General features: G+C 35.7%; 15 protein-coding genes. 8 read left to right on the forward strand and 7 right to left on the reverse strand.

Features of this window, described 5'->3' with window-relative positions; all coding sequences use genetic code 11:
• Nucleotides 1–68 precede the first annotated feature (68 nt).
• Nucleotides 69–1,022, reverse strand: coding sequence for a tetratricopeptide repeat protein (locus ES676_RS09115; protein WP_148370013.1), 954 nt, complete (start codon nt 1,020–1,022; stop codon nt 69–71).
• 176 nt (nt 1,023–1,198) lie between these two features.
• On the opposite strand from ES676_RS09115, the gene ES676_RS09120 reads away from it, so the two are divergent.
• On the forward strand, nt 1,199–7,528 hold the full coding sequence (locus ES676_RS09120; protein ID WP_148370014.1) for an alpha-2-macroglobulin family protein: 6,330 nt from the start codon (nt 1,199–1,201) through the stop codon (nt 7,526–7,528).
• Between the two features lie 220 nt (nt 7,529–7,748).
• Here the strand turns inward: ES676_RS09120 and ES676_RS09125 are convergent, their stop codons facing one another.
• From ES676_RS09125 to ES676_RS09145, 5 genes are all read right to left on the reverse strand, one after another.
• Nucleotides 7,749–8,474 (reverse strand): SDR family oxidoreductase, encoded by a 726-nt coding sequence (locus ES676_RS09125; RefSeq protein ID WP_148370015.1) that lies wholly within the window; start codon nt 8,472–8,474, stop codon nt 7,749–7,751.
• A gap of 76 nt (nt 8,475–8,550) precedes the next feature.
• The gene (locus tag ES676_RS09130) at nt 8,551–9,078 is read right to left on the reverse strand and encodes a DUF4136 domain-containing protein (protein ID WP_148370016.1); all 528 of its coding nucleotides are present in this window, start codon (nt 9,076–9,078) and stop codon (nt 8,551–8,553) included.
• Nucleotides 9,079–9,334: 256 nt separating this feature from the next.
• Nucleotides 9,335–10,039: an ion transporter gene (locus ES676_RS09135; RefSeq protein WP_148370017.1), complete on the reverse strand. Its 705-nt coding sequence runs from the start codon at nt 10,037–10,039 to the stop codon at nt 9,335–9,337.
• A 16-nt stretch (nt 10,040–10,055) separates the two neighbouring features.
• A complete protein-coding gene (gene obgE / locus ES676_RS09140) occupies nt 10,056–11,054 on the reverse strand; it encodes a GTPase ObgE (RefSeq protein WP_148370018.1) in 999 nt (332 codons plus the stop codon).
• Nucleotides 11,055–11,118: 64 nt separating this feature from the next.
• Nucleotides 11,119–12,228 carry an adenylate kinase gene (locus ES676_RS09145; RefSeq protein WP_148370019.1) on the reverse strand — a complete coding sequence of 370 codons (1,110 nt, stop codon included), beginning with the start codon at nt 12,226–12,228 and terminating at the stop codon, nt 11,119–11,121.
• Between the two features lie 186 nt (nt 12,229–12,414).
• Between ES676_RS09145 and ES676_RS09150 the strand changes: the two genes are divergently transcribed.
• From ES676_RS09150 to ES676_RS09170, 5 genes are all read left to right on the forward strand, one after another.
• Nucleotides 12,415–13,566 (forward strand): 5-(carboxyamino)imidazole ribonucleotide synthase, encoded by a 1,152-nt coding sequence (locus ES676_RS09150; RefSeq protein ID WP_148370020.1) that lies wholly within the window; start codon nt 12,415–12,417, stop codon nt 13,564–13,566.
• A 23-nt stretch (nt 13,567–13,589) separates the two neighbouring features.
• A complete protein-coding gene (gene purE / locus ES676_RS09155) occupies nt 13,590–14,075 on the forward strand; it encodes a 5-(carboxyamino)imidazole ribonucleotide mutase (protein ID WP_148370021.1) in 486 nt (161 codons plus the stop codon).
• Between the two features lie 261 nt (nt 14,076–14,336).
• Nucleotides 14,337–16,370, forward strand: a complete 2,034-nt coding sequence (locus ES676_RS09160; RefSeq protein ID WP_148370022.1) for a M3 family metallopeptidase — start codon at nt 14,337–14,339, stop codon at nt 16,368–16,370.
• Between the two features lie 121 nt (nt 16,371–16,491).
• Entirely contained in the window at nt 16,492–17,046 is a 555-nt protein-coding gene (locus ES676_RS09165) for a sigma-70 family RNA polymerase sigma factor (RefSeq protein ID WP_148370023.1), read from the forward strand.
• Between the two features lies 1 nt (nt 17,047).
• The gene (locus ES676_RS09170) at nt 17,048–17,323 is read left to right on the forward strand and encodes a glycine dehydrogenase (protein ID WP_148370024.1); all 276 of its coding nucleotides are present in this window, start codon (nt 17,048–17,050) and stop codon (nt 17,321–17,323) included.
• On the opposite strand, the gene ES676_RS09175 is transcribed toward ES676_RS09170, so the two are convergent.
• Nucleotides 17,300–18,130: a UbiA prenyltransferase family protein gene (locus tag ES676_RS09175; RefSeq protein ID WP_148370025.1), complete on the reverse strand. Its 831-nt coding sequence runs from the start codon at nt 18,128–18,130 to the stop codon at nt 17,300–17,302. The two genes, ES676_RS09170 and ES676_RS09175, sit on opposite strands and share 24 nt — an antisense overlap.
• Before the next feature lie 121 nt (nt 18,131–18,251).
• On the opposite strand from ES676_RS09175, the gene gcvP reads away from it, so the two are divergent.
• Both gcvP and ES676_RS09185 read left to right on the forward strand, forming a co-directional pair.
• Nucleotides 18,252–21,101, forward strand: a complete 2,850-nt coding sequence (gcvP, locus tag ES676_RS09180; RefSeq protein WP_148370026.1) for an aminomethyl-transferring glycine dehydrogenase — start codon at nt 18,252–18,254, stop codon at nt 21,099–21,101.
• Between the two features lie 99 nt (nt 21,102–21,200).
• Complete coding sequence (locus tag ES676_RS09185; RefSeq protein WP_148370027.1) at nt 21,201–22,259, forward strand: 3-oxoacyl-ACP synthase III family protein; 1,059 nt, start codon at nt 21,201–21,203, stop codon at nt 22,257–22,259.
• Nucleotides 22,260–22,268: the final 9 nt, after the last annotated feature.

Consider the following 22,268-nt stretch of genomic DNA (forward strand, 5'->3'; position numbering starts at 1 on the left):
GGGGTTCATACTCTTAAAAATGGAAAGTTACAAACACTACATTTGAAGAATATCTATTAAAAAAAGGTTCACAATGTATTTATTAGCTCCTTTTCCGATTTAAAAACAGCAATATCGGGTAATTCGGCAATTGCTTTATTTATAAAGAATAGTGCCTTTTGCGAGTTGTTTTTGTGTTTGTAAATTTGTGCCAAACGGTAATACGCCCAGCCTTTAGGCACACCATCGTTAGCACTATAATTCTCTAAATAAACGTTTAAACAATATACCCCTTTTTCTAATTGCACATTATAATCGGCACAGACTTTACCAATTTGATAATGCAAAGCATTGCGTTTATGCTTCATATTTGCGGCTTCTAAAACGCTAATCGCTTGGTTAGTCTTCCCTTCTTTCTCGTAAAGTTTAGTCAGTTTATCGTAACACGTTACCGAGCCACCAACAGTAATTGCCAGCTTATAATATTTCTCGGCTAACTCGGGTTCGGCATCATATTCGTAAATATAACCTTTAGCCAAATAGCCATCCACTTGGGATAAGTTCTCTAATTGGTTGGCATACTCCAAAGACTTGCTCTTACTTCCACCTATAATTCCGGGTAATTGCATATACAATTCCACCAGCGCCCAACGCGCATCGATGTGTGCGGGATCTAATTGTGCAGCTTTCAAAAATGCATGTTTTACGTCTCCAATAATTCCTAAGGCTCTAATTTTATTTATCGTTAGTGCTTTCATTCCCAAAGCACCACCATATTTAAACTGGTAATTAGCATTATCCGGCCTTTTATCGACCAAAACCTGATACTGTTCTATAGCGCTGTCCCATTTTTTTTGTTGGCCGTTAGCATCACCAAATAACTCAATGGCTTCTAAATGATTTGGGTTTTCTGCAACAAACGGCGCTAAAAGTAAAGATGCTTTTTTGTATTCTTTATTGGTATATAAATTCTCTGCATCGTTAAATGCCGTTTGTCCGAAATTAAGCAACGGAAAAAGGAATAGAAATAGTAGGGCTCTCATATTTATTATAAATTAGAGCTAAAATAGTATTCTAATTGGTATTGTTTTTGATTTTAGCGCAACAATTAAAAGTGACACCTTCAAAAAAGAGGCGTTCACGCATTAAAACGCGTCGTTTGCGTAGTTCTTATTTTTTATAAAAGTACAATACGATAAATTGCTTAAAAATGATGTTTATGAAAAATCACGTTATCTTATTACTGATTATATTTTTTGCTAACGCCTCCTTTTCCCAAGATAAAAGCTACGACCAATTATGGCGTGCTGTTGAATTTGAGGAAGTTAATGGGTTGCCAAAATCGGCTTTAAAAATAGTGGAAACTATTGAAGCCAAAGCAACAGCCGATAATAACGAACCTCAACAGATTAAAGTGTTGCTTTTTAAAAGCAAGTTTGCTTTAATTTTAAAGGAAGACGCGCAATTACAAATTGTAAATGCTTTTAAAGCCAAAATTAAAACGAGTACAGCTCCCACTAAAAATATTTTAGAAAATGTACTTGCTAATCTTTACTGGCAATACTTTAAAGCGCATCGCTATCAATTCTACAATCGGACTAAAACGGAAGAAAAAGTAGATGCCGAAGATTTTAGAACTTGGGATTTAACAACGCTAATTGAAGACATTCAACTGCATTTTGATAATTCTCTACAAAACGAATCCCTGCTTCAACAAACCGATTTAAACAATTACAATATACTTTTAGATCGAAAAAAAGACTCAAAGTTATACAGACCAACACTATTCGATTTTTTAAGTCATAATGCGTTAGATTTTTATAAAGCTTCAGAGGCGCGTATTACAAAACCTGCAGACAACTTTCGCATAGATGACCCTAACTATTTTAGTGATGCTGAAACCTTTTCTAGGCTATCTATTCAATCCACCGATTCTCTTTCCTCTCAACTAAAAGCTTTAAAAATTTATCAGAAATTAATACAGTTTCATTTAAATAAACCTGATAAAACAGCTTTAACCGATGTTAATATTAGCAGATTACATTATGTTTATGCTAATACCGTTGTTGCCGACAAAGAGAATTTGTTAATAGATAGTTTTAAAAAAGAAAGTGATAAAAACACAGGAACGGAAAGCGAAGCCCAATATGATTATGAAATAGCACATTTATTATATAAACAAGGGTTGCAATATGACAGCAATACAAATGCTGACGTACGTTGGAAAATAAAAGACGCTGTAGAACTTTGTGAATTCGTTATTAAAAAACATCCAGAAACTAACAGTGCAGAACACTGTGCCCTTTTAAAGCAAAGAATTTTAAGTCGATCTCTTGGCATTCAAACAGAGTCGAATTTACCAATTAATAAAAATGCCAAGCTATTAGTTACCTATAAAAACATTGAGCAATTAGAATTTTCAGCTTATGCCCTATCGGAAAAGGAAATTACTAGCTTCAACGACCTTCATAAAATTGAAGAACAAAAGGCTTTTATCGGTAAGTTATCTGCAACAAAAACGTGGAAAACGCCTTTAATTGATGAAGGCGATTATCAGTCGCATACCATTGAAATTTTAGCCCCAAAATTAGACAACGGTCGCTATTTAATAGTCGGTGCAGCCGAAAATGACGGTATAGACATTGCGCATAGCCTAGTGCAAGTTACCAATACAGCTTATATAGAATACCATGACCATGAATTTAAAGTTTTTCAGTTTATAGATCGCAATAACGGACAACCGCTTACTCAGGTTGAAGTTACGATTACCTATGAAGATAAAAAGAGCAAAAAGACGATAACAACCGATGCGTACGGTAAAATACGCGTAAAAGACAAAACAGATAGATACGGCAGCTTTAGCTTAACGGTAGCCAACGGAACAGACACAGCCGTATTTAAAAACTTATACTTACGTGGGTATTACCCCAAGAATATGCCAGAAAAAACAAGCTATAAGTCCTTTTTATTTACCGACCGTAGTATATACAGACCAGGACAAACAGTGTTTTTTAAAGGAATTATTATAGATGTTGATCGTAATAGATCGCTAGTAGTTAGCGATTATAAAACGAGTGCTAAATTGATTGATGTTAATGGTAAAGAACTTAGTAATTTAGAACTTATAACAAATGACTACGGATCGATTTCTGGTGAATTTATTCTTCCAAACACAGGATTAACGGGGCCATTTGCTATTCGTTTACAAGAGCAAAATGAAAAGTATACAATAAATAGTCAAACCATTTTTAGTGTTGAAGAATACAAACGTCCGAAATTTAAAACGACATTCAAGTCCCTTACTGAAACAATAAAAGTAAACGATAGCGTTACCGTAAAAGGTGAAGCCTTAGCGTTTGCAGGATCTACAATTACTGATGCTAAAGTGGTCTATCGTGTTAAAAGAAATATTCAATACGCACCGTGGTTTTACAGATCGCGTTATGCGCCACAACAACCGGAGCAAGAAATAGCACACGGAGAAACCACTACAAATAATAAAGGAGAATATTCCATACCTTTTAAGGCTATTCCAGATGCTAATGTCGATAAAAAAGGACTCCCTATTTTTAGTTATGAAATTACAGCTGATGTTACCGATATTAACGGTGAAACCCAAAGCGCATCCACTTTTATAAAAGCGGGATACCATACTATTACAGCAGCGCTCTCTATTGCAGATCAGTTAGAAAAATCGAATAAAAAACATACGCTTCAATTAACGACGAAAAACTTGAATGATGAATTTATTTCGACCACCGGAAGCTTAAAAATATACAAACTACAAGCACCAGATCACGTTTTAAGGCCGCGACCTTGGGAAGCGCCAGACTATCAGAATTTTACAAAAGAAGACTTTAAAACACTTTTTCCACACGAAGCGTATACCAATGAAGACCACATTGAAAACAGGGAAAAAGGAGCATTAGTTTTTGAAAAAACAGTGACTACCGACTCACTAACAGATATATCTCTAGGAAATATAAAACGATGGGATTCTGGGGCGTATATTATAACGTTTGAAACTAAAGACCCTTCCGGGTTAACTGTTAAAGATGAAATAAAGATATCTGTTTACGGTAATAATGACACGGTTTTAGCCGATAATCAGCTTTTTAGCATTACAACCAATAAAATAGAATATGCACTTAATGACACGGCAGAAATTACTTTGGCTACGGCAGCAGAAGACTTAGTTATTAATGTAGATATTGAGAAAGACCATAAAATTATAAAATCGTACACCGTACCACTACTTGCTAACAAGAAAACCATTAGTGTGCCTGTAACAGCTAACGATTACGGCGGATTTGTCGTTCATGTTAGCTATGCTGCTTTTAATAGTTTTTATAGTTCATCTCTACGCATTAATGTGCCTTATCCTAAATCTGAATTAGAGATTGAAACGCTAACATTTAGAGATAAACTTCAGCCTGGAAGTGATGAAACCTGGTCGTTTAAAATAAAAGGTCCGCAGGGCGAAAAAGTATCTGCCGAGCTTTTAGCAAGTATGTACGATGCTTCCTTAGATCAATTTAAGAAACATCAATGGCAATTTTCACCACTGTATCAACCACAATACTACTCACAATCTCGACGTAGTGGGTACAGCTCTTTTTTTAATTCTAATTTTAAAGTGCAACTAAATCAGTTATACAATTACTTCCCTAGTCCAAAAAACTATGACAGTCTTAATTGGTTTGGCTTGCATATAGGGAATGAGAACCAATACAAATATTATTTACGTGATTTACAATCAAGAAGAAGGCAAATGCCAACATTCGATAAAGTCATCTCGGGAATAGTTCTCGACGAAAATGGATTACCACTTCCTGGTGTAAATATTATTGTTGAAGGTACAATTTATGGCACACAAACAGATTTCGATGGTCATTACAGTCTTAAAGTAAAACAAGAGAGTCAAGTCTTTTATTCGTTTGTAGGCTATGTCACAGAGAAAAAACCAATAACTTCACAAACCATTTATAATTTATCCATGGCAGATGATGATAACGTAGAACAGGTTGTTATTAGCGCTTTAGGAATAAAGCGCAATCGTCCTGAATTAACTTATGCAATAGGATTTAGTGATCAAAAAGCTGACATTCAAGGTGCTCCTATGGAAGAGGAGGATTCCTATGAAGTCGCAGAAAAACATATAACAGAGGACAAACAAGATGCTACAAATAACGATTTCTCCAATGTACAGATTAGAAAAAACCTACAAGAAACTGCTTTTTTCTTCCCACAATTAGAAACCGATAAGGATGGCACTATTAGTTTTAACTTTACGACACCCGAAGCTTTAACACAGTGGAAATTACAGTTGCTTGCACATACTAAAACCTTAGAAAGTTCTATAAAAACCTTGGATGCTGTAACCCAAAAAGAATTGATGGTTATTCCAAATGCGCCTCGTTTTTTACGTGAAGGTGATCGCATAACAATTAGTACAAAAATCGTAAATCTTACCAATAAAGAATTAAATGGTACGGCGGTGCTTCAGTTGTTCGATGCGGTTACTAATAACCCTATTGATGCCCAACTGAATAATAGCAATAGCAAACGTGCGTTTACAGTAGCCGAAAAAGGAAATACACAAGTCTCTTGGCAATTAACGATTCCGAAGAACATCCAAGCCGTGACCTATAAAATTTTAGCACAATCGGGGAATTATAGTGATGGTGAACAAAACGTATTACCTGTTTTAACCAATAGAATGTTAGTTACAGAAACTTTACCAATGTGGATAAGCAGTAACGAAACGAAAACATTTACGCTCGATAAATTAAAAACAACGACCTCACCAACGTTAAAACATCATAAACTGACATTAGAAATAACAAGTAATCCTGCGTGGTATGCGGTGCAAGCTTTACCGTATGTAATGGATTACCCTTACGATTGTAACGAACAGATTTTTTCGCGCTATTATGCAAATAGTTTGGCACACTCCATTGTGTCATCTAATCCAAAAATAAAAAGGGTTTTTAACCAATGGAAATCTCACGATGGTTTACTCAGTACTCTAGAAAAAAACCCAGAATTGAAATCTATTCTAATTGAAGAAACGCCATGGTTGCGAGATGCTGAAAGCAAGACAGAACAAAAAAAACGTATCGCACTACTTTTTGATTTTAATACAATGACGAATGGATTATCAAAAGCGATTCGCAAACTAGAAAATAATCAAATGGACTCCGGTGCGTGGTCTTGGTTTGGGCAATACCGAGAAAATAGATTTATCACGCAACATATTATTTCGGGCTTTGGGCATCTTAAAACATTGGGTGTAAACACAGAATCTAATAGTAAAATGATTAGTAAAGCCATTGGGTATTTAGATACGCAATTTGTGAAGGAATACAACGATTTAACAAAACACAGCGCTAATGTAGACGTATCGGCAGATCATTTGAGCTATAGTCAATTACAGTATTTGTACATGCGAAGCTTCTTTAAGGACGTAAAAACAACGAAAGAAGTACGCAAAATAATGGACTATTATCAATCGCAAATCAATGCGTATTGGTTACAGCGTTCTCTTTATGCGAAAGGAATGATGGGGTTAATTTCGAATAGAAATGGTGATAAAGCGACAGCTCACCAGATTTTAGAATCGCTTAGAGAAACTAGTATTACATCAGAAGAATTAGGAATGTATTGGAAAGAAAACACAAGTTCTTGGCAGTGGTACGAAGCGCCTATTGAAACGCAATCGCTACTTATTGAAGCGTTCTCTGAAATTGAAGAGACCTCAGTACGTAAAACCGGAACTATAGATAACTTAAAAATATGGTTGCTTAAAAACAAGCAAACGAATAGTTGGAAAACCACAAAAGCAACAACCAATGCCGTCTATGCCTTACTATTACAAAGTAGTGATTGGTTAAGTGTTACCGACAGTGTAGAGGTGTCGATTGGAGGACAACCCCTTTCTCCGGAGACTCTTGAAAATGTAAAAGTTGAAGCCGGAACAGGCTATTACAAAACGAGTTGGAACACCACAGAAATAAAACCAGAGTTGGCTGACGTAACCCTTACTAAAAAAGGAAATGGCATTGCTTGGGCCGGTTTATACTGGCAATATTTTGAAGATTTAGAGGCCATTACTTTTGCCGAAACACCTCTTAAACTACAAAAAAAACTCTTTAAGAAAACGCAAACAGATACTGGTGAACTCTTAACTGACATCACAAAAAATACAACGCTTAATGTGGGTGATGCTATTCGTGTGCGCATTGAAATAAGAAGTGATCGCGCTATGGAATTTGTGCATTTAAAAGATATGCGTGCGTCAGGCTTAGAACCCATAAACGTATTATCGCAATATAAACACCAAGACGGTTTAGGGTATTATGAATCTACGAAAGATACGGCAACGCATTTCTTTTTTGATTATTTACCAAAAGGCATTTACGTTTTCGAATACGATTTACGCGTTACCAACGCCGGAGAAATGAGTAATGGCATTACAACCATTCAAAGTATGTACGCACCAGAATTTACAAGTCATAGCGAAGGGATTCGTATTACCACCAAAGAGTAAATAATAGCCAATATAAATGATGAAGTATTATAAAGAAAGCAATTTTAATTACGTATAACGTAAAACGCAAGTTCTCGACTACACCTGAACGGACCATGGCGCTTCGTTTAGAAATACAATAAATATTTTTGCCAGAATCACTACTAATTAAACAGACATTACAACACAAAAAAGAGGCTTCGCGGCCTCTTTTTTATACTATAAATTATTTTCTATTCTCTTATTTTGAAGGCGGCATCGCTGGTCTTACCTCAATTTTACTTGGTAACGTTCTTGGATTCATTTTTAATACATCGGCTACTAATTCGCCAATATCTTCGCTTTGAATTTTCCAAGCATCTGCATCATTTAGCGTATGTCCGTTAAAATGAGTGGCTACCGATCCTGGCATAATCGTGCTTACTTTTATACCGTGCTGACGTAAATCTAACATTACCGCTTGCGTAAATCCTGTAACACCAAATTTACTGGCGTTGTATGCAGAACCGTTTGCAAAGAAGTTCTCGCCTGCTAAACTTGAAATTGTTAAATAATAACCTTTTGTTTTCTTTAAAGCATTCACACTGGCTTTAATAGAATTAAAAACCCCAGTTAGATTAGTGTCAATGGTGTCTTTCCATTGTTCTTCCGTGATGTCTTCAATACTTGCAAAGTGCCCTATTCCAGCATTAGCAACCATAACGTCTAGCTGTCCGAAAACATCTTCAACGGCGTTTACTGCTTCTTGCTGACTTTTAAGATTTCTAACATCGGCTTGAAAACCTATGGCTTTTGCTTCCGTTTTAGAATTAGCATTCAATCGTTCGGCTGCTTCTTGAGCAGATTGTAATGTACGACTTGTAACGGCTACGTTTACACCTTCTTGTAATAAACGTTCGGCAATACCATATCCTATTCCTTTTGTTCCTCCTGTAATAAGGGCTACTTTATTTTTTAATGTTGTCATTTGTATTCTGTTTTACTCAAAATTACAAAAAAGGCAACGGATTACAGTATTTTAAAGGTTATCAAAATGATAAAGTTTACTGTTTTGGTTTGGGTGGATATTGCGTGAATATCTTATCTACAACAGCACGAAAATAAGATTCTCGTTGCTCAGGAGATGCTTTAGGATTCATACTACTTTCACCTTTACCTTGCCAAAACAACCCCATTTTAGAGTCGTCTACAAACTCAATTAAAAGACTCTGATTCACTTTATTTTGCCCCATAGGAATACCAATAGAGATACCCCCACCAATACCTCCATTTCCGCCGCCAAGACCAACGCCTACATTATTTCGTGGCGCTTCTTGATGTTGAGACATTTTAAAATCGATTAAAAAATCAGGCGTTTCAGAAACCGATAATCCTTGTTTTGACAGACTTTTAGTAATGGCAATAATTAAACGCTTATCGTCCAATTCATTTAAACCTGATTCTATATTAGAGAAATAGTTATAGGTTTTATACTCTGAAAACGTAGCTGTTTTTTCATAATCCGATGTCACTTGAATAGCGCTACAAGAGCACAAAAAGACACACAGTAGGAGGAGTTTAATAAATTTCATAGTTCTAGATTTTCAATAAATATAATCATTAGCGGCCGATTAAAAATAATATAGTTTAATTAACCCGTTCAAAACAGATTATTTCGATAGTTTTTAAACCGACATCTTATTTTTTTAGAAATAAATTTAAAGATATAGAGAAGGCTTTTTAAGGTTTGCTATGCGTTTAACAAATGGTAATAATTTGGTCTAGTTTCTTAGTTTTAAAAGTGAAACGACCTTGAATCGTTTATCGAAAAAAAAGTCTAATTAAGATTTAGTCCTTTTTATCGACAGACCGTGTTAGTGCTGAAGAAATAATACCTGTTGGAATAGCCACGATACCTAAACCAATCATTAAAATAAAAAAAGTAAAGATTCGACCACCAACCGTAACCGGGTAAACGTCGCCGTAACCCACCGTTGTTAGCGTAATAATAGCCCACCACAAACTATCGAAAATAGACGAAAAGTGTTCTGGCTGTGCTTCGTTTTCGAAATAATAGATGCCTACTGCCGAAAAATACATTAAAATAAGCGTGATTAATATAAAGAGTAATATTTCTTCTTTTGCTGATTTAATTGCAGCATTAAAATGATTCATCGCTTTATTGTAGCGCACCAATTTAAGGATCCTAAACAATCGTAAAAAACGAAGTGCTCTTAACGATCGTAAGTCAACTCCCATTGCAATATAAAATGGAAGAATAGCCAGCAAATCAATGATGCCGTAAAAGCTGAAAATAAATTTCAGCTTTTTCTCAGACACATAAATTCTTAGTATATATTCAATAGAAAAGATAACCACACAAAACGTCTCGAAAATCCTTAAGAGAAAGCGTGTGTCTGGCTCTAAATCTGGAAGCGTTTCAATAGAAAACGTTACTACCGACAGTAATATTAGCCCTTGAATAAAAAAAGCAAAAACACGACTTGAAGTAGTGTCGCCATTTTCTATAATAGTTCTAACTTTCTCTTTCACGGCAGTGGTATAGACGTTATTTATTTAACATGGCCCATAACTTATCTTTAAGCTCTATTAAGCCTTGTTGGGCTACAGATGAAATAAACAAGTATGGAATTGGCAATTCGTTATCTAGCTCTACTTTAAGCTCCGCTTTTAATTCGTCGTCCAGCATATCACATTTTGAGATCGCAACAATGCGTTCTTTATCTAACATCTCTGGATTGTAACGACGTAGCTCGTCCAACAAAATATCATATTGTTTTTTAATGTCTGGCGCATCGGCTGGAATTAAAAACAATAAAATAGAGTTTCGCTCGATATGGCGTAAAAAATAGTACCCTAACCCTTTACCTTCGGCAGCACCTTCTATAATCCCAGGGATATCGGCCATTACAAAAGTTTGGAAATCGCGATATTGCACGATACCTAAATTAGGTTTTAAAGTTGTAAACTCATAATCGGCAATTTTAGGTTTTGCAGAAGTGACCACAGATAATAACGTTGATTTTCCGGCATTAGGAAATCCAACTAAACCAACATCGGCAAGCACTTTAAGTTCCAACGTGATTTCACTTTCTGATAGAGGAATTCCTGGTTGCGAGTACCGTGGAGTTTGGTTTGTAGGCGTTTTAAAGTGCCAGTTTCCCAGCCCTCCTTTTCCTCCTTCGGCAACAATTATTTCCTCACCTTCATCGGTGATTTCAAAAAGAATCTCGTTCGTTTCGGTATCTCTAACAACAGTTCCTAGAGGCACATCTACGTACACATCTATTCCATCGGCACCACTACTACGACTTTTACTACCGTGTAGACCATGTCCAGCACGAAAGTGTCGTTTATATTTAAGATGTAATAATGTCCAAAGGTTAGAGTTTCCACGCATAATAACGTGTCCACCACGACCTCCATCTCCTCCATCTGGTCCTCCTTTTGTAATGTATTTTTCACGATGTAAATGCGACGATCCTTTCCCTCCGTTACCAGAAGTTACGTGCATTTTTACGTAATCTACAAAATTTCCTTCAGTCATTGTATTAGTTTGTATTAAGGGTATTTTAGTTGAGCTGTAATTAAATTTAAACGTGATTAATTTCTTATAATGTATCTATTACTGTGCTTAAACGTTCTGTAATATCTTCAATCGACCCTATACCATCGACACCAAAATATTTATTTTGATCTGTATAGAACTCTTTTAATACCGCTGTTTTTTTATAATATTCTTTAATTCTATTTCTTATAATCCCTTCATCTGCATCGTCAGGTCTTCCGCTTGTTTTACCGCGTTCTAACAACCGTTCTACAAGTATTTCATCTTCTACTTCTAAGGCAATCATTGCATCTATTTGTGAGTCCTTATCACTCATTAATTGATCTAAAGCTTTTGCTTGAGCAGGCGTTCGCGGAAAACCATCAAAAATAAATCCTTTTGCTCCAGCATTTTTTTCGACTTCAGTATTTAACATATCGATAGTTACTTGGTCTGGTACTAATTCGCCTTTATCTATAAAAGATTTAGCTAAAACACCTAACGCCGTCTTGTTTTTTATATTAAACCGAAAAACATCTCCCGTAGAAATATGCACAAGATTATATTGGTCTTTTAAGTAATTTGCCTGCGTACCTTTACCTGCTCCTGGAGGGCCAAATAATACTATATTTGTCATATGTTGTGTTGTTTTTAATTGGTATATTTCTGGTAAGTTTCGTCCCAATCCGTCGTAGTCTAAACCATAGCCTACAATAAATTTATTAGGAATTTTAATACCGATATAATGCAGTTTAAAATCCTTTTTATAGGCCTCAGGTTTGTAAAAAAGAGTCGCAATAAGCAACTGTTTTACGTTTGCATTTTCAAAAATCCTGTGTATTTCTTTTAGTGTTTTTCCAGAGTCAATAATATCTTCTAGAATAACAACTGTACGCCCCGATAAGTCTTGTGTTAAACCAATTAAACGTTGAATATCATCAGTAGACTTAACCCCTTCGTAAGACGCTAATTTAATGAAGGTCACCTCACACGGTTTTGGATATTTTTTCACAAAATCGCTTACTACCATAAAAGATCCGTTTAAAACACCAACAAATACAGGCACTTCATCCTTTAAATCGCTTGCCACCTCTTGAGCTAAACGTGTTATAGCTTCCTCTATTTCTTCTGCAGATATAAACGGCTTAAAATATTTATCGTGGAGCTTTATCATAAGGTTGTTTTTACGAAAGGGGCAAAGATAAGGATTTGTATAACGATATTCGATTTTGAACTCGTTTTTTAGACGCTCTTTTCATATTTAAATGTATTTTTGTACTATATATCTTGATAATTATAAGCTAAATTTATAGTCTGTCGCTTATAATTATGAATTTGTATTCTAAAATAAGCAAAAACAATGAATTACTTTTCATCAGAATTTAAACTGGGAATACTAGGTGGTGGCCAACTAGGCAAAATGCTACTCAATGAAACACGAAAATTTGACATCCAAACATACGTTTTAGACCCAAGCGCTGAAGCACCCAGTAAAATTGCATGTAACCGTTTCTTTCAAGGTGATTTAATGGATTTTGACACCGTTTATAATTTTGGAAAACAAGTAGATGTCTTGACTTTCGAAATTGAAAATGTAAACGTGGATGCTTTAGAAAAATTGGAACACGACGGCATAAAAGTCTATCCCTCTTCTAAGAATTTAAGAACGATACAAAATAAGGCTACTCAAAAATTATTTTATTTAGATCATAATTTACCAACCTCAGCATTTTCTCGCTTTGCCTATCTTTCTGAAATTGAAGATGCTATTTCTAACGGCGGATTAAAACTGCCCTTTGTTTGGAAATGTACTCAATTTGGCTACGACGGTACAGGCGTTAAAATGGTTAGAACGCTACACGATTTAGAAAACCTACCAAAAGGCGAATGTATTGCCGAAGAATTAGTCGATTTTAAAACCGAATTAGCCGTAATTGTTGCTAGAAATAGCGCTGGTGATGTTAAAACCTATCCGGTTGTTGAAATGGAATTTCACCCAGAAGCCAACCAAGTAGAATACGTTATTTGTCCGGCACGAATTACCGAATCCATTGCCCAAAAAGCGCAAGAGGTCGCTTTAGCCGTTTCCAAAGCCTATAACCACGTAGGGCTTTTAGCTGTAGAATTATTTTTAACAAAAAATGACACCCTTTTAATTAATGAAGTCGCGCCAAGACCTCACAATTCTGGGCATCAAACTATTGAGGCTAGTTACACCTCTCAGTTCGAACAACATTTACGCGCCGTTTTAAACCTTCCGTTAGGAGAAACAAAAAGTAAATTGGGTGGTATAATGGTTAATTTGGTCGGTGCCGAAAATTATACTGGCGATGTGGTTTACGAGAATATCGAAAAAATTATGGAAATGGAAGGGGTTACCCCGCATATCTATGGTAAAAAACAAACCCGACCATTCCGGAAAATGGGACACGTTACCATTGTTAATGAAAATTTAGACACTGCGCGACAGATTGCAGAACAAGTAAAAAATACGATTAGAGTTATAAGCTAATCACAACATTAAAACACAAACAAATGAGTAAAGTAGCCATAATAATGGGTAGCAATAGCGATCTTCCTGTAATGCAAGAGGCCATCGATATTTTAAAAGGATTTGATATTGAAGTGGAAGTCGATATTGTTTCTGCACACCGCACTCCAGAAAAATTATTCGAATTCAGCAAAAATGCGCACACTAGAGGTATATCGGTAATTATAGCGGGCGCTGGTGGTGCTGCACATTTACCCGGAATGGTAGCCTCATTATCTCCGCTACCAATTATTGGAGTCCCCGTAAAAAGCAGCAACTCTATAGATGGTTGGGATTCTATTTTATCTATTTTACAAATGCCAGGGGGTGTCCCAGTAGCTACCGTTGCTTTAAACGGTGCTAAAAACGCGGGTATCTTAGCGGCACAAATTATAGGTAGCCACGATTCTTGTGTGCTGGACAAAATTATAGTGTACAAAGAAGGCTTGAAACTTAAAGTCGAGGACGCCGCTAAAATAATAAAACAATAACATAAAAAAAGCTCTGATTTTCAGGGCTTTTTTTACTTTTACTCTTCGGCATATTTTAAAGCAGATGAACTAAAGGATTTTGTTGCTCTTAGCACAAAAAAAAAGCCTCAGATAAATCTGAGGCTTTTCATCGCTATTAATCAATAATTTTTAAGTGAGTAACCAGCTCACAGGAAAAAATCAATTGCGAATGTAATGATTATTACGACTTATTACAATGCATTTTTCATTATTTAACATTTTTTTATAAATTAAACAGCAATGAATACACTTTTAAAACACTTTAGCACACCATATAACACGGCACCGTTTTCTAAAATTAATACTGAAGACTATAAACCCGCCATAACAACATTAATTGAAGAGACAAAAGAGGAGATTGATGGCATTGTAAATAATCCTGAATCACCTACTTTTAAAAATACGATTGAAGCATTAGAGTTTAGCGGGCAGCAATTGGATCGTGCTGCTAGTATCTTTTTTAATTTGAATTCTGCCGAAACCAACGAAGAGATTCAGAAAATAGCACAAGAGCTCTCGCCTATTCTTTCAGAGTTCGGCAACGATATCACATTAAATGCGGCATTGTTTAAACGCGTAAAAACCGTTTACATTAGTAAAGACACTTTACAACTTACCACCGAACAGCACACGTTGTTAGATAAAACATACAAAAGCTTTTCTAGGAATGGTGCTAATTTAAATGCAGACGACCAACTTAAACTGCGTGATATCGATAAAAATCTGGCCCAACTAAGTTTAAAGTTTGGGGAAAACGTTTTGGCCGAAACTAATAAATACCAATTGGTAATTTCCAACGAAAACGATTTGTCGGGTTTACCAGAAGGCGCCAAAGAAGCTGCAAAACAGTTAGCAGAAGGTAAAGATATAGAGGGCTGGCTTATTACTTTAGATTACCCCAGTTATATTCCATTTATGACTTATGCCGATAACCGCGCATTACGAGAAGAACTAGCTAAAGCATCTGGTAGTAAAGCTTTTAAAGGTGACGCTTTAGACAACCAGCAGAATGTGTTGGATATTGCTAACCTACGTTACCAACGTGCTCAGCTGTTAGGTTATAAAACACACGCGCATTTTGTTTTAGAAGAACGCATGGCTGAAACACCAGAGAAAGTAGACTCCTTTTTGAATGAACTATTAGAAAAAGCGAAACCAGCAGCCGAAAAAGAATTTAAAAATCTTCAGCAGTTTGCCAAAGAACTAGATGGTATTTCTCGTTTAGAAAAATGGGATTCGGCGTACTACTCTGAAAAATTAAAACAAAAACTTTTCGATTTAGATGACGAAAAACTAAAACCTTATTTCAAGTTAGAAAACGTTATAGAGGGTGTATTTACAATTGCAAAAAAATTATACGGTTTAGAGTTTGAACAAATTACCACGATCGACAAATACCACGACGAAGTACTAACCTATAAAGTAACTGACGAAACGGGGGCGTTAGTTTCCATTTTTTACGCTGATTTTTTCCCAAGAGCAGGCAAAAGAAATGGAGCTTGGATGACCTCTTACAAATCACAATACATCGAGAATAAAGTTAACGAAAGACCACATATCTCTAACGTATGCAATTTTACAAAACCAACAAAAAGCAGACCTTCCCTTTTAACGTTTAATGAGGTCACTACCTTATTTCATGAGTTTGGTCACGCTTTGCACGGTATGTTTGCAAACACTACTTACCCTAGTCTCTCTGGCGCTAACGTGTATTGGGATTTTGTAGAATTACCAAGCCAAATATTAGAAAATTGGTGTTACGAAAAAGAAGCTTTAGAGCTATTTGCAACACATTATGAAACGGGAGAAGTTATTCCGATGGCATTAGTATCAAAAATTAAAGACTCTTCAACATTCCACGAAGGGATGCAAACACTAAGACAACTTAGTTTCGGTATGTTAGATATGTCTTGGCACGCTATAAACCCATCATCGATTAAAGATGTAAAAGCGCACGAAAATGAAGCATTTAAAAACACAGAGTTATACCCCGATGTAAAAGAGAATTGTATGAGTACTGCGTTTTCTCATATTTTTCAAGGCGGCTATTCGTCGGGTTATTACAGTTATAAATGGGCAGAAGTTTTAGATGCCGATGCTTTCGATTATTTTAAACAAAACGGCATTTTCAATACTGAAATTGCGGCTAAATTTAAAGATAATATATTATCTCAAGGAGGAACAGAGAACCCAATGGTGCTTTACAAACGCTTTAGAGGTCAAGAACCACAACCAGAGGCCTTATTAAAACGCGCCGGATTATTACCAAAATAACAGTATAATAAACCTCTAAAAAAGGCAGACCAATTGGTCTGCCTTTTTTTTTAATCGTTATTTCTAAGGGAATAAAAACAAAGAAAAAAAAGCTTATTTTTGAACAAACGAAATTCAATTTATGCCAACTCACAAAATAGATCCTAATCAATGGATCACTTTGTATTCCGATTATCTTTTTAATTACACTATTTCTAGGATAAATGATAGAGATATGGCCAAAGATATAGTGTCGGAGACGTTTTTAGCGGGTTTAAAATCGATGAGAAATTTTAAAGGAGAAGCGAGCGAGCGCACCTGGCTTATTTCGATATTAAAACGAAAAATTATTGACTATTACCGTAAAACAAATTCTAAGAAAGGCAAAGCCGAAGTGCGTATATCTTATAATAGCGATACCGAAAATGAAGGCGATTGGCTAGAAGAACGTGTTGCAGATCCTTTCGATAAAACGGCCGAAGACACCATAGAAAACAAAGAACTCGCTTTAGCAATTAAACAGTGCTTAAACAAACTCCCTAAAAAACAAGCGACCGTTTTTGAAATGAAAACCATTTTAGATTATGAAACAGAAACTATTTGTAATGAATTGAATATTACTGCGTCTAATTTATGGGTAATTATACATCGCGCGAGAACTGCAATGGCAAGTTGCCTAGAAAAAAACTGGTTTTAAAATGACTAAAAAGAACTCTTTATTTATGCCGTGCACAGCGGCGAACGTGGTCTGCGATAAAGCGCAATACAACGAGGCAACGCTATGGGAGAAAGTACAGATGTACATTCATTTAGTAATGTGTAAACTCTGCAGAAAATACACCAAGAATAACCTTAAATTAACCAAACTGATAGACGCTAATAGAAATGAAAAATTTCAGCGTTTAGACCACCATTCGAAGGCTCAGCTTAAAATAACCTTTGATAAGGAACTAGCCAAACACCATAATGAGTAACCAAAGTATCGGAATACTTTCTACCCAAAACGCACTGTAGTACATACTATTATTTTTATTAGCAAACAGTATAAATCCTGCTGTAACAAGCGTTACCACCATTAAAGTTGCAAAATTAACGGCTACCAATTCATTTTTAAAAAATTCTAGAAATAAAAATAGCATTAATAAAAACAAACCCATTATTTTGGTTTGCTTCACCCCTATTTTTTGAGGTATAGTCGCTAGTTTAAAATTGTCGAACGTTAAATCTCGTATTTCAAAAGGTAACATTATGGCGATAAGGAAAACAAACCGTTGAATAGTTGTTAAAATAACATCCGCATTACTGGTTATATTGCTATTTATTAAAGGTAAAATAACGGTCACGCCGGCCCAAACAAGTCCTATTATATAGACTTTTAATCCACTAATATCTCTTAAGTTATGATTGCTATCTACATACAAGCGTTTAGGTATAATAGGCATAGCATATAAAAAAGTTATAGCGGCAAATACAGATAAATAAAGTAGCACTCTCATCTCTAATTGCAACATAAAATAGCCCATACATAGAAAACATAGAAGAGAAAAAATCTGGATAATTTTTAACCATTTTGCTAAGCTGCGATAGTGCCATTTTGCTATCCCAAAAAATTTAACAAAATTATAACCTGTAATTGTAGCAAAAAAAATGAAAGATAAAACGTTATAATCAGTAGTAACACCAAATTCTTTTACCGTTATAAAGGACAAAGAAACCACCGATAATGCTACGTGTACACTACTATTCAGGTAAAAATTAAAAAGCTGTTTGATTAGGTTCATTCTACAAAGTTACAGAAACTGTTAATAAACTAAGGCTTTGGTTAAAAACTTTCGTTTTAATACCAAATTAAACCTTAGGTTTTCAGTATTTTTGCAAGATTAAATTTTCAACACTACTATAATGAATACAAACTCTTTTGCACTACGCCATATTGGACCTAGAGAAGAAGACCAACACCTAATGTTACAATCACTTGGCGTTGACTCGATGGAACAACTTATTTATGAAACTGTTCCAGATGATATCAGATTAAAAAAAGAATTAAATTTAGATGTAGCGATGAGCGAGTTTGAGTTTTCGTCTCATATTAACGAGCTCTCTAAATTAAATAGTATTTTTAAAACATATATAGGTCTAGGATACCATCCTACTATTTTACCTGCGGTAATACAGCGTAACGTTTTAGAAAACCCGGGTTGGTACACCGCTTACACACCTTATCAAGCAGAGATTGCTCAAGGTCGTTTGGAAGCGCTTTTAAACTTCCAAACTATGATTGCCGATTTAACCGGTATGGAATTAGCAAATGCTTCACTTTTAGACGAAAGTACTGCGGCAGCCGAAGCAATGAGTTTGTTATTTGCTGTAAGAGATCGCGATCAAAAGAAAAACAAAGTGAATAAATTCTTTGTTTCAGACGCTATTTTACCTCAAACCTTATCTCTGTTACAAACACGTTCTACACCAATTGGTATTGAATTAGTGATTGGTGATGAAACGACTTTCGATTTTTCAACTGAATTTTATGGAGCAATTCTTCAATATCCAGGAAAAAACGGACAAATTACAGATATCAAATCTTTTATAGCAAAAGCAAACGACGCTAATATAAAAGTAGCTGTCGCTGCCGATATTTTAAGCCTTGTAAAACTGGAAGCTCCAGGTGCTTTTGGTGCTGATGTTGTTGTAGGAACAACACAACGTTTTGGTATACCGATGGGTTATGGCGGGCCTCACGCTGCTTATTTTGCAACTAAAGCCGCCTATAAACGCGATATTCCTGGACGTATTATTGGCGTTACAAAAGATGCTAATGGTAACCGCGCATTACGTATGGCGCTTCAAACCAGAGAGCAACATATAAAACGTGATCGTGCGACCTCAAACATTTGCACAGCTCAAGTACTATTAGCTGTTATGGCTGGAATGTATGCCGTTTATCACGGTCCTAAAGGTTTAACCTTTATAGCCGATAACGTGCATAATGCTGCTTCTACTTTAGCAAAAGCGATTACAAAGTTAGGTTTAACACAAAAAAATAGCTCTTTCTTCGATACGTTACAAGTTGAAGCCGATGCGGAAAAAGTAAAAGCTATTGCCGAAAAAAATCAGGTTAACTTCTTTTATCCAACTGCAAATACGGTTACGATTTCTTTAAATGAAACAACTAGACTTTCAGATTTAAATGACATCATTGCAATTTTTGCTGAAGCTGAAAACAAAACAGCTTTTACCATTGAAGCTATTGAAACGTCTAATAATATTACTGAAGAGTTACAGCGTGAAACTGAATTTTTAACTTTAGATATTTTTAACTCGCACCATTCAGAAACTGAATTAATGCGTTACATAAAGAAATTAGAGCGTAAAGATTTATCGTTAAATCATTCTATGATTTCTTTAGGATCTTGTACAATGAAACTTAATGCTGCCGCCGAAATGTTGCCAATAAGCTCACCAAACTGGGGAAGTATCCACCCGTTTGTACCCATCGAGCAAGCCGAAGGCTACCATACCGTATTAAGAAAATTAGAAGAACAATTAACCGAAATTACTGGTTTTGCTGCAACTTCATTACAACCAAATTCTGGAGCGCAAGGTGAGTACGCTGGGTTAATGGTTATTAAAGCATACCACGAATCTCGTGGCGATTACCATAGAAATATTTGCTTAATTCCATCGTCTGCGCACGGTACAAACCCAGCGAGTGCTGTAATGGCAGGAATGAAAGTAGTGGTTACCAAAGCAACAGCCGAAGGTAATATCGATGTTGATGATTTGCGTGAAAAAGCAGAATTACATAAAGATAATTTATCTGCGTTAATGGTTACTTACCCGTCAACTCACGGTGTTTACGAATCGGCAATTAAAGAGATAACGCAACTTGTTCACGATAACGGCGGACAAGTTTATATGGACGGTGCTAATATGAATGCTCAGGTTGGTTTAACTAACCCAGGTAATATTGGAGCCGATGTGTGTCACTTAAACCTACACAAAACATTTGCCATTCCTCATGGTGGTGGTGGCCCTGGAGTTGGACCTATTTGTGTTGCAGAACAATTAGTGCCCTTCTTACCAAGTAACCCAATTATAAAAACAGGTGGTGACCAAGCCATTTCAGCCATCTCCTCAGCACCATTTGGTTCTGCGTTAGTTTGCCTAATTTCTTACGGGTACATCAAAATGTTAGGTGTAAAAGGGATTAAACAAGCGACAGAAGTTGCTATTTTAAATGCCAATTATATTAAACAACGTTTAGAAGGTGCTTTCGAAACCTTGTACTCTGGAGAACGCGGTCGTTCTGCTCACGAGATTATTATTGATTGTAGACCTTTTAAAGCGAATGGTATCGAGGTCAATGATATTGCAAAACGTTTAATAGATTATGGTTTTCACTCACCAACTGTTTCTTTTCCAGTAGCAGGAACAATGATGATTGAGCCTACAGAAAGCGAAGGCAAACAGGAAATGGATCGTTTTTGCGACGCAATGATTTCTATTAAAAATGAAATTGAAACCGTATCTAAAGAAGACACAAATAACGTATTAAAAAACGCTCCACATACTTTAGCAATGGTAACTAGCGACGAATGGTTGTTCCCATACTCACGCGAGAACGCAGCCTTCCCAACAGAACACGTAAGAGATAATAAATTTTGGCCAACGGTACGTCGATTAGACGATGCTTATGGAGACAGAAATTTAATCTGTACTTGCGCACCGATCGAAGCATATATGGAAGCGTAACATCTAAAATAATTCAATAATTAAAGAAATTTAAGATTGCCTTTATAATTTTACTAGTATTTTAGTTACATTAGTAAACTATAAAGGCAATTCTCTTTTATGAACATAAAAATTACGGGTACGGGAAGTTATATTCCAAATACCATAGAAAAAAACGAAGCGTTTCACAATCACCAGTTTTTAAATGCTGACGGATCAACAATAAATTCTACCAATGAAATTATCGTTGAAAAATTCAAGGCCATAACTGGTATTGCCGAACGCCGTTACGCAGAACCTGAATTAAAAAATTCAGATTTAGCCTTTTTTGCAGCTGAAAAAGCAATAGCCGATGCCAAAATTGATGCCGAAGAGCTTGATTATATTATTTTAGCACACAACTTTGGTGATATAAAAGCAAACACTCTTCAAAGTGATGCTGTACCGTGTTTAGCGGCACGAGTTAAACATCTTTTAAAGATTAAGAATCCTAAATGTGTCGCCTACGATGTTTTATTTGGTTGCCCAGGATGGAATGAAGGTTTTATTCAAGCCAGTGCTTTTATTAAAGCGGGAATTGCAAAAAAATGCTTAGTTATTGGTGCAGAAACCTTGTCTAGAGTTATCGATAAACACGATAGAGACTCTATGATTTATTCTGATGGGGCAGGTGCAGCAGTGGTAGAAGAAACAAACGAAGAAGGTGGTATACTTACTCATGAGAGTGCAAGTTATACCTACGAGGAAATTAAATATTTATTTTTTGGCGGATCGTACAACACAGCATTAGATCAAGATGTGAAATACATCAAAATGTTTGGACGTAAAATTTACGAATTTGCTTTAAGCCACGTTCCCGACGCAATGAAATTGTGTTTAGACAGAAGCGGATTAGCTATTACCGATGTTAAGAAAATAATTATTCATCAGGCTAATGAAAAAATGGACGAAGCTATTGTAAAACGTTTTTATAAACTTTACGATATGTCTGTTCCAGAAGGTGTTATGCCAATGAGTATTTACGAACTTGGTAATAGTTCGGTGGCAACTATACCAACGCTTTTCGATTTGGTTAAAAACAACAAAATTAAGGATCAAAGTCTAAATAAAGGTGATGTAATTATTTTTACAAGTGTGGGTGCAGGAATGAATCTTAATGCTATAGTCTATAAATACTAACGTTTCTAA

This window comes from Bizionia saleffrena (assembly GCF_008086175.1).
In the GTDB taxonomy this organism is placed as follows: Bacteria; Bacteroidota; Bacteroidia; order Flavobacteriales; family Flavobacteriaceae; genus Bizionia; species Bizionia saleffrena.

Excerpts from the sequence above, each read along its gene's own strand:
- ES676_RS09185 (WP_148370027.1), top strand. The coding sequence starts at position 21,201 with ATGAACATAAAAATTACGGGTACGGGAAGTTATATTCCAAATACCATA.
- ES676_RS09125 (WP_148370015.1), bottom strand. The coding sequence starts at position 8,474 with ATGACAACATTAAAAAATAAAGTAGCCCTTATTACAGGAGGAACAAAA.
- ES676_RS09165 (WP_148370023.1), top strand. The coding sequence starts at position 16,492 with ATGCCAACTCACAAAATAGATCCTAATCAATGGATCACTTTGTATTCC.
- ES676_RS09130 (WP_148370016.1), bottom strand. The coding sequence starts at position 9,078 with ATGAAATTTATTAAACTCCTCCTACTGTGTGTCTTTTTGTGCTCTTGT.
- ES676_RS09145 (WP_148370019.1), bottom strand. The coding sequence starts at position 12,228 with ATGATAAAGCTCCACGATAAATATTTTAAGCCGTTTATATCTGCAGAA.
- ES676_RS09175 (WP_148370025.1), bottom strand. The coding sequence starts at position 18,130 with ATGAACCTAATCAAACAGCTTTTTAATTTTTACCTGAATAGTAGTGTA.
- ES676_RS09170 (WP_148370024.1), top strand. The coding sequence starts at position 17,048 with ATGACTAAAAAGAACTCTTTATTTATGCCGTGCACAGCGGCGAACGTG.
- gcvP (WP_148370026.1), top strand. The coding sequence starts at position 18,252 with ATGAATACAAACTCTTTTGCACTACGCCATATTGGACCTAGAGAAGAA.
- ES676_RS09160 (WP_148370022.1), top strand. The coding sequence starts at position 14,337 with ATGAATACACTTTTAAAACACTTTAGCACACCATATAACACGGCACCG.
- obgE (WP_148370018.1), bottom strand. The coding sequence starts at position 11,054 with ATGACTGAAGGAAATTTTGTAGATTACGTAAAAATGCACGTAACTTCT.
- purE (WP_148370021.1), top strand. The coding sequence starts at position 13,590 with ATGAGTAAAGTAGCCATAATAATGGGTAGCAATAGCGATCTTCCTGTA.
- ES676_RS09150 (WP_148370020.1), top strand. The coding sequence starts at position 12,415 with ATGAATTACTTTTCATCAGAATTTAAACTGGGAATACTAGGTGGTGGC.
- ES676_RS09115 (WP_148370013.1), bottom strand. The coding sequence starts at position 1,022 with ATGAGAGCCCTACTATTTCTATTCCTTTTTCCGTTGCTTAATTTCGGA.
- ES676_RS09120 (WP_148370014.1), top strand. The coding sequence starts at position 1,199 with ATGAAAAATCACGTTATCTTATTACTGATTATATTTTTTGCTAACGCC.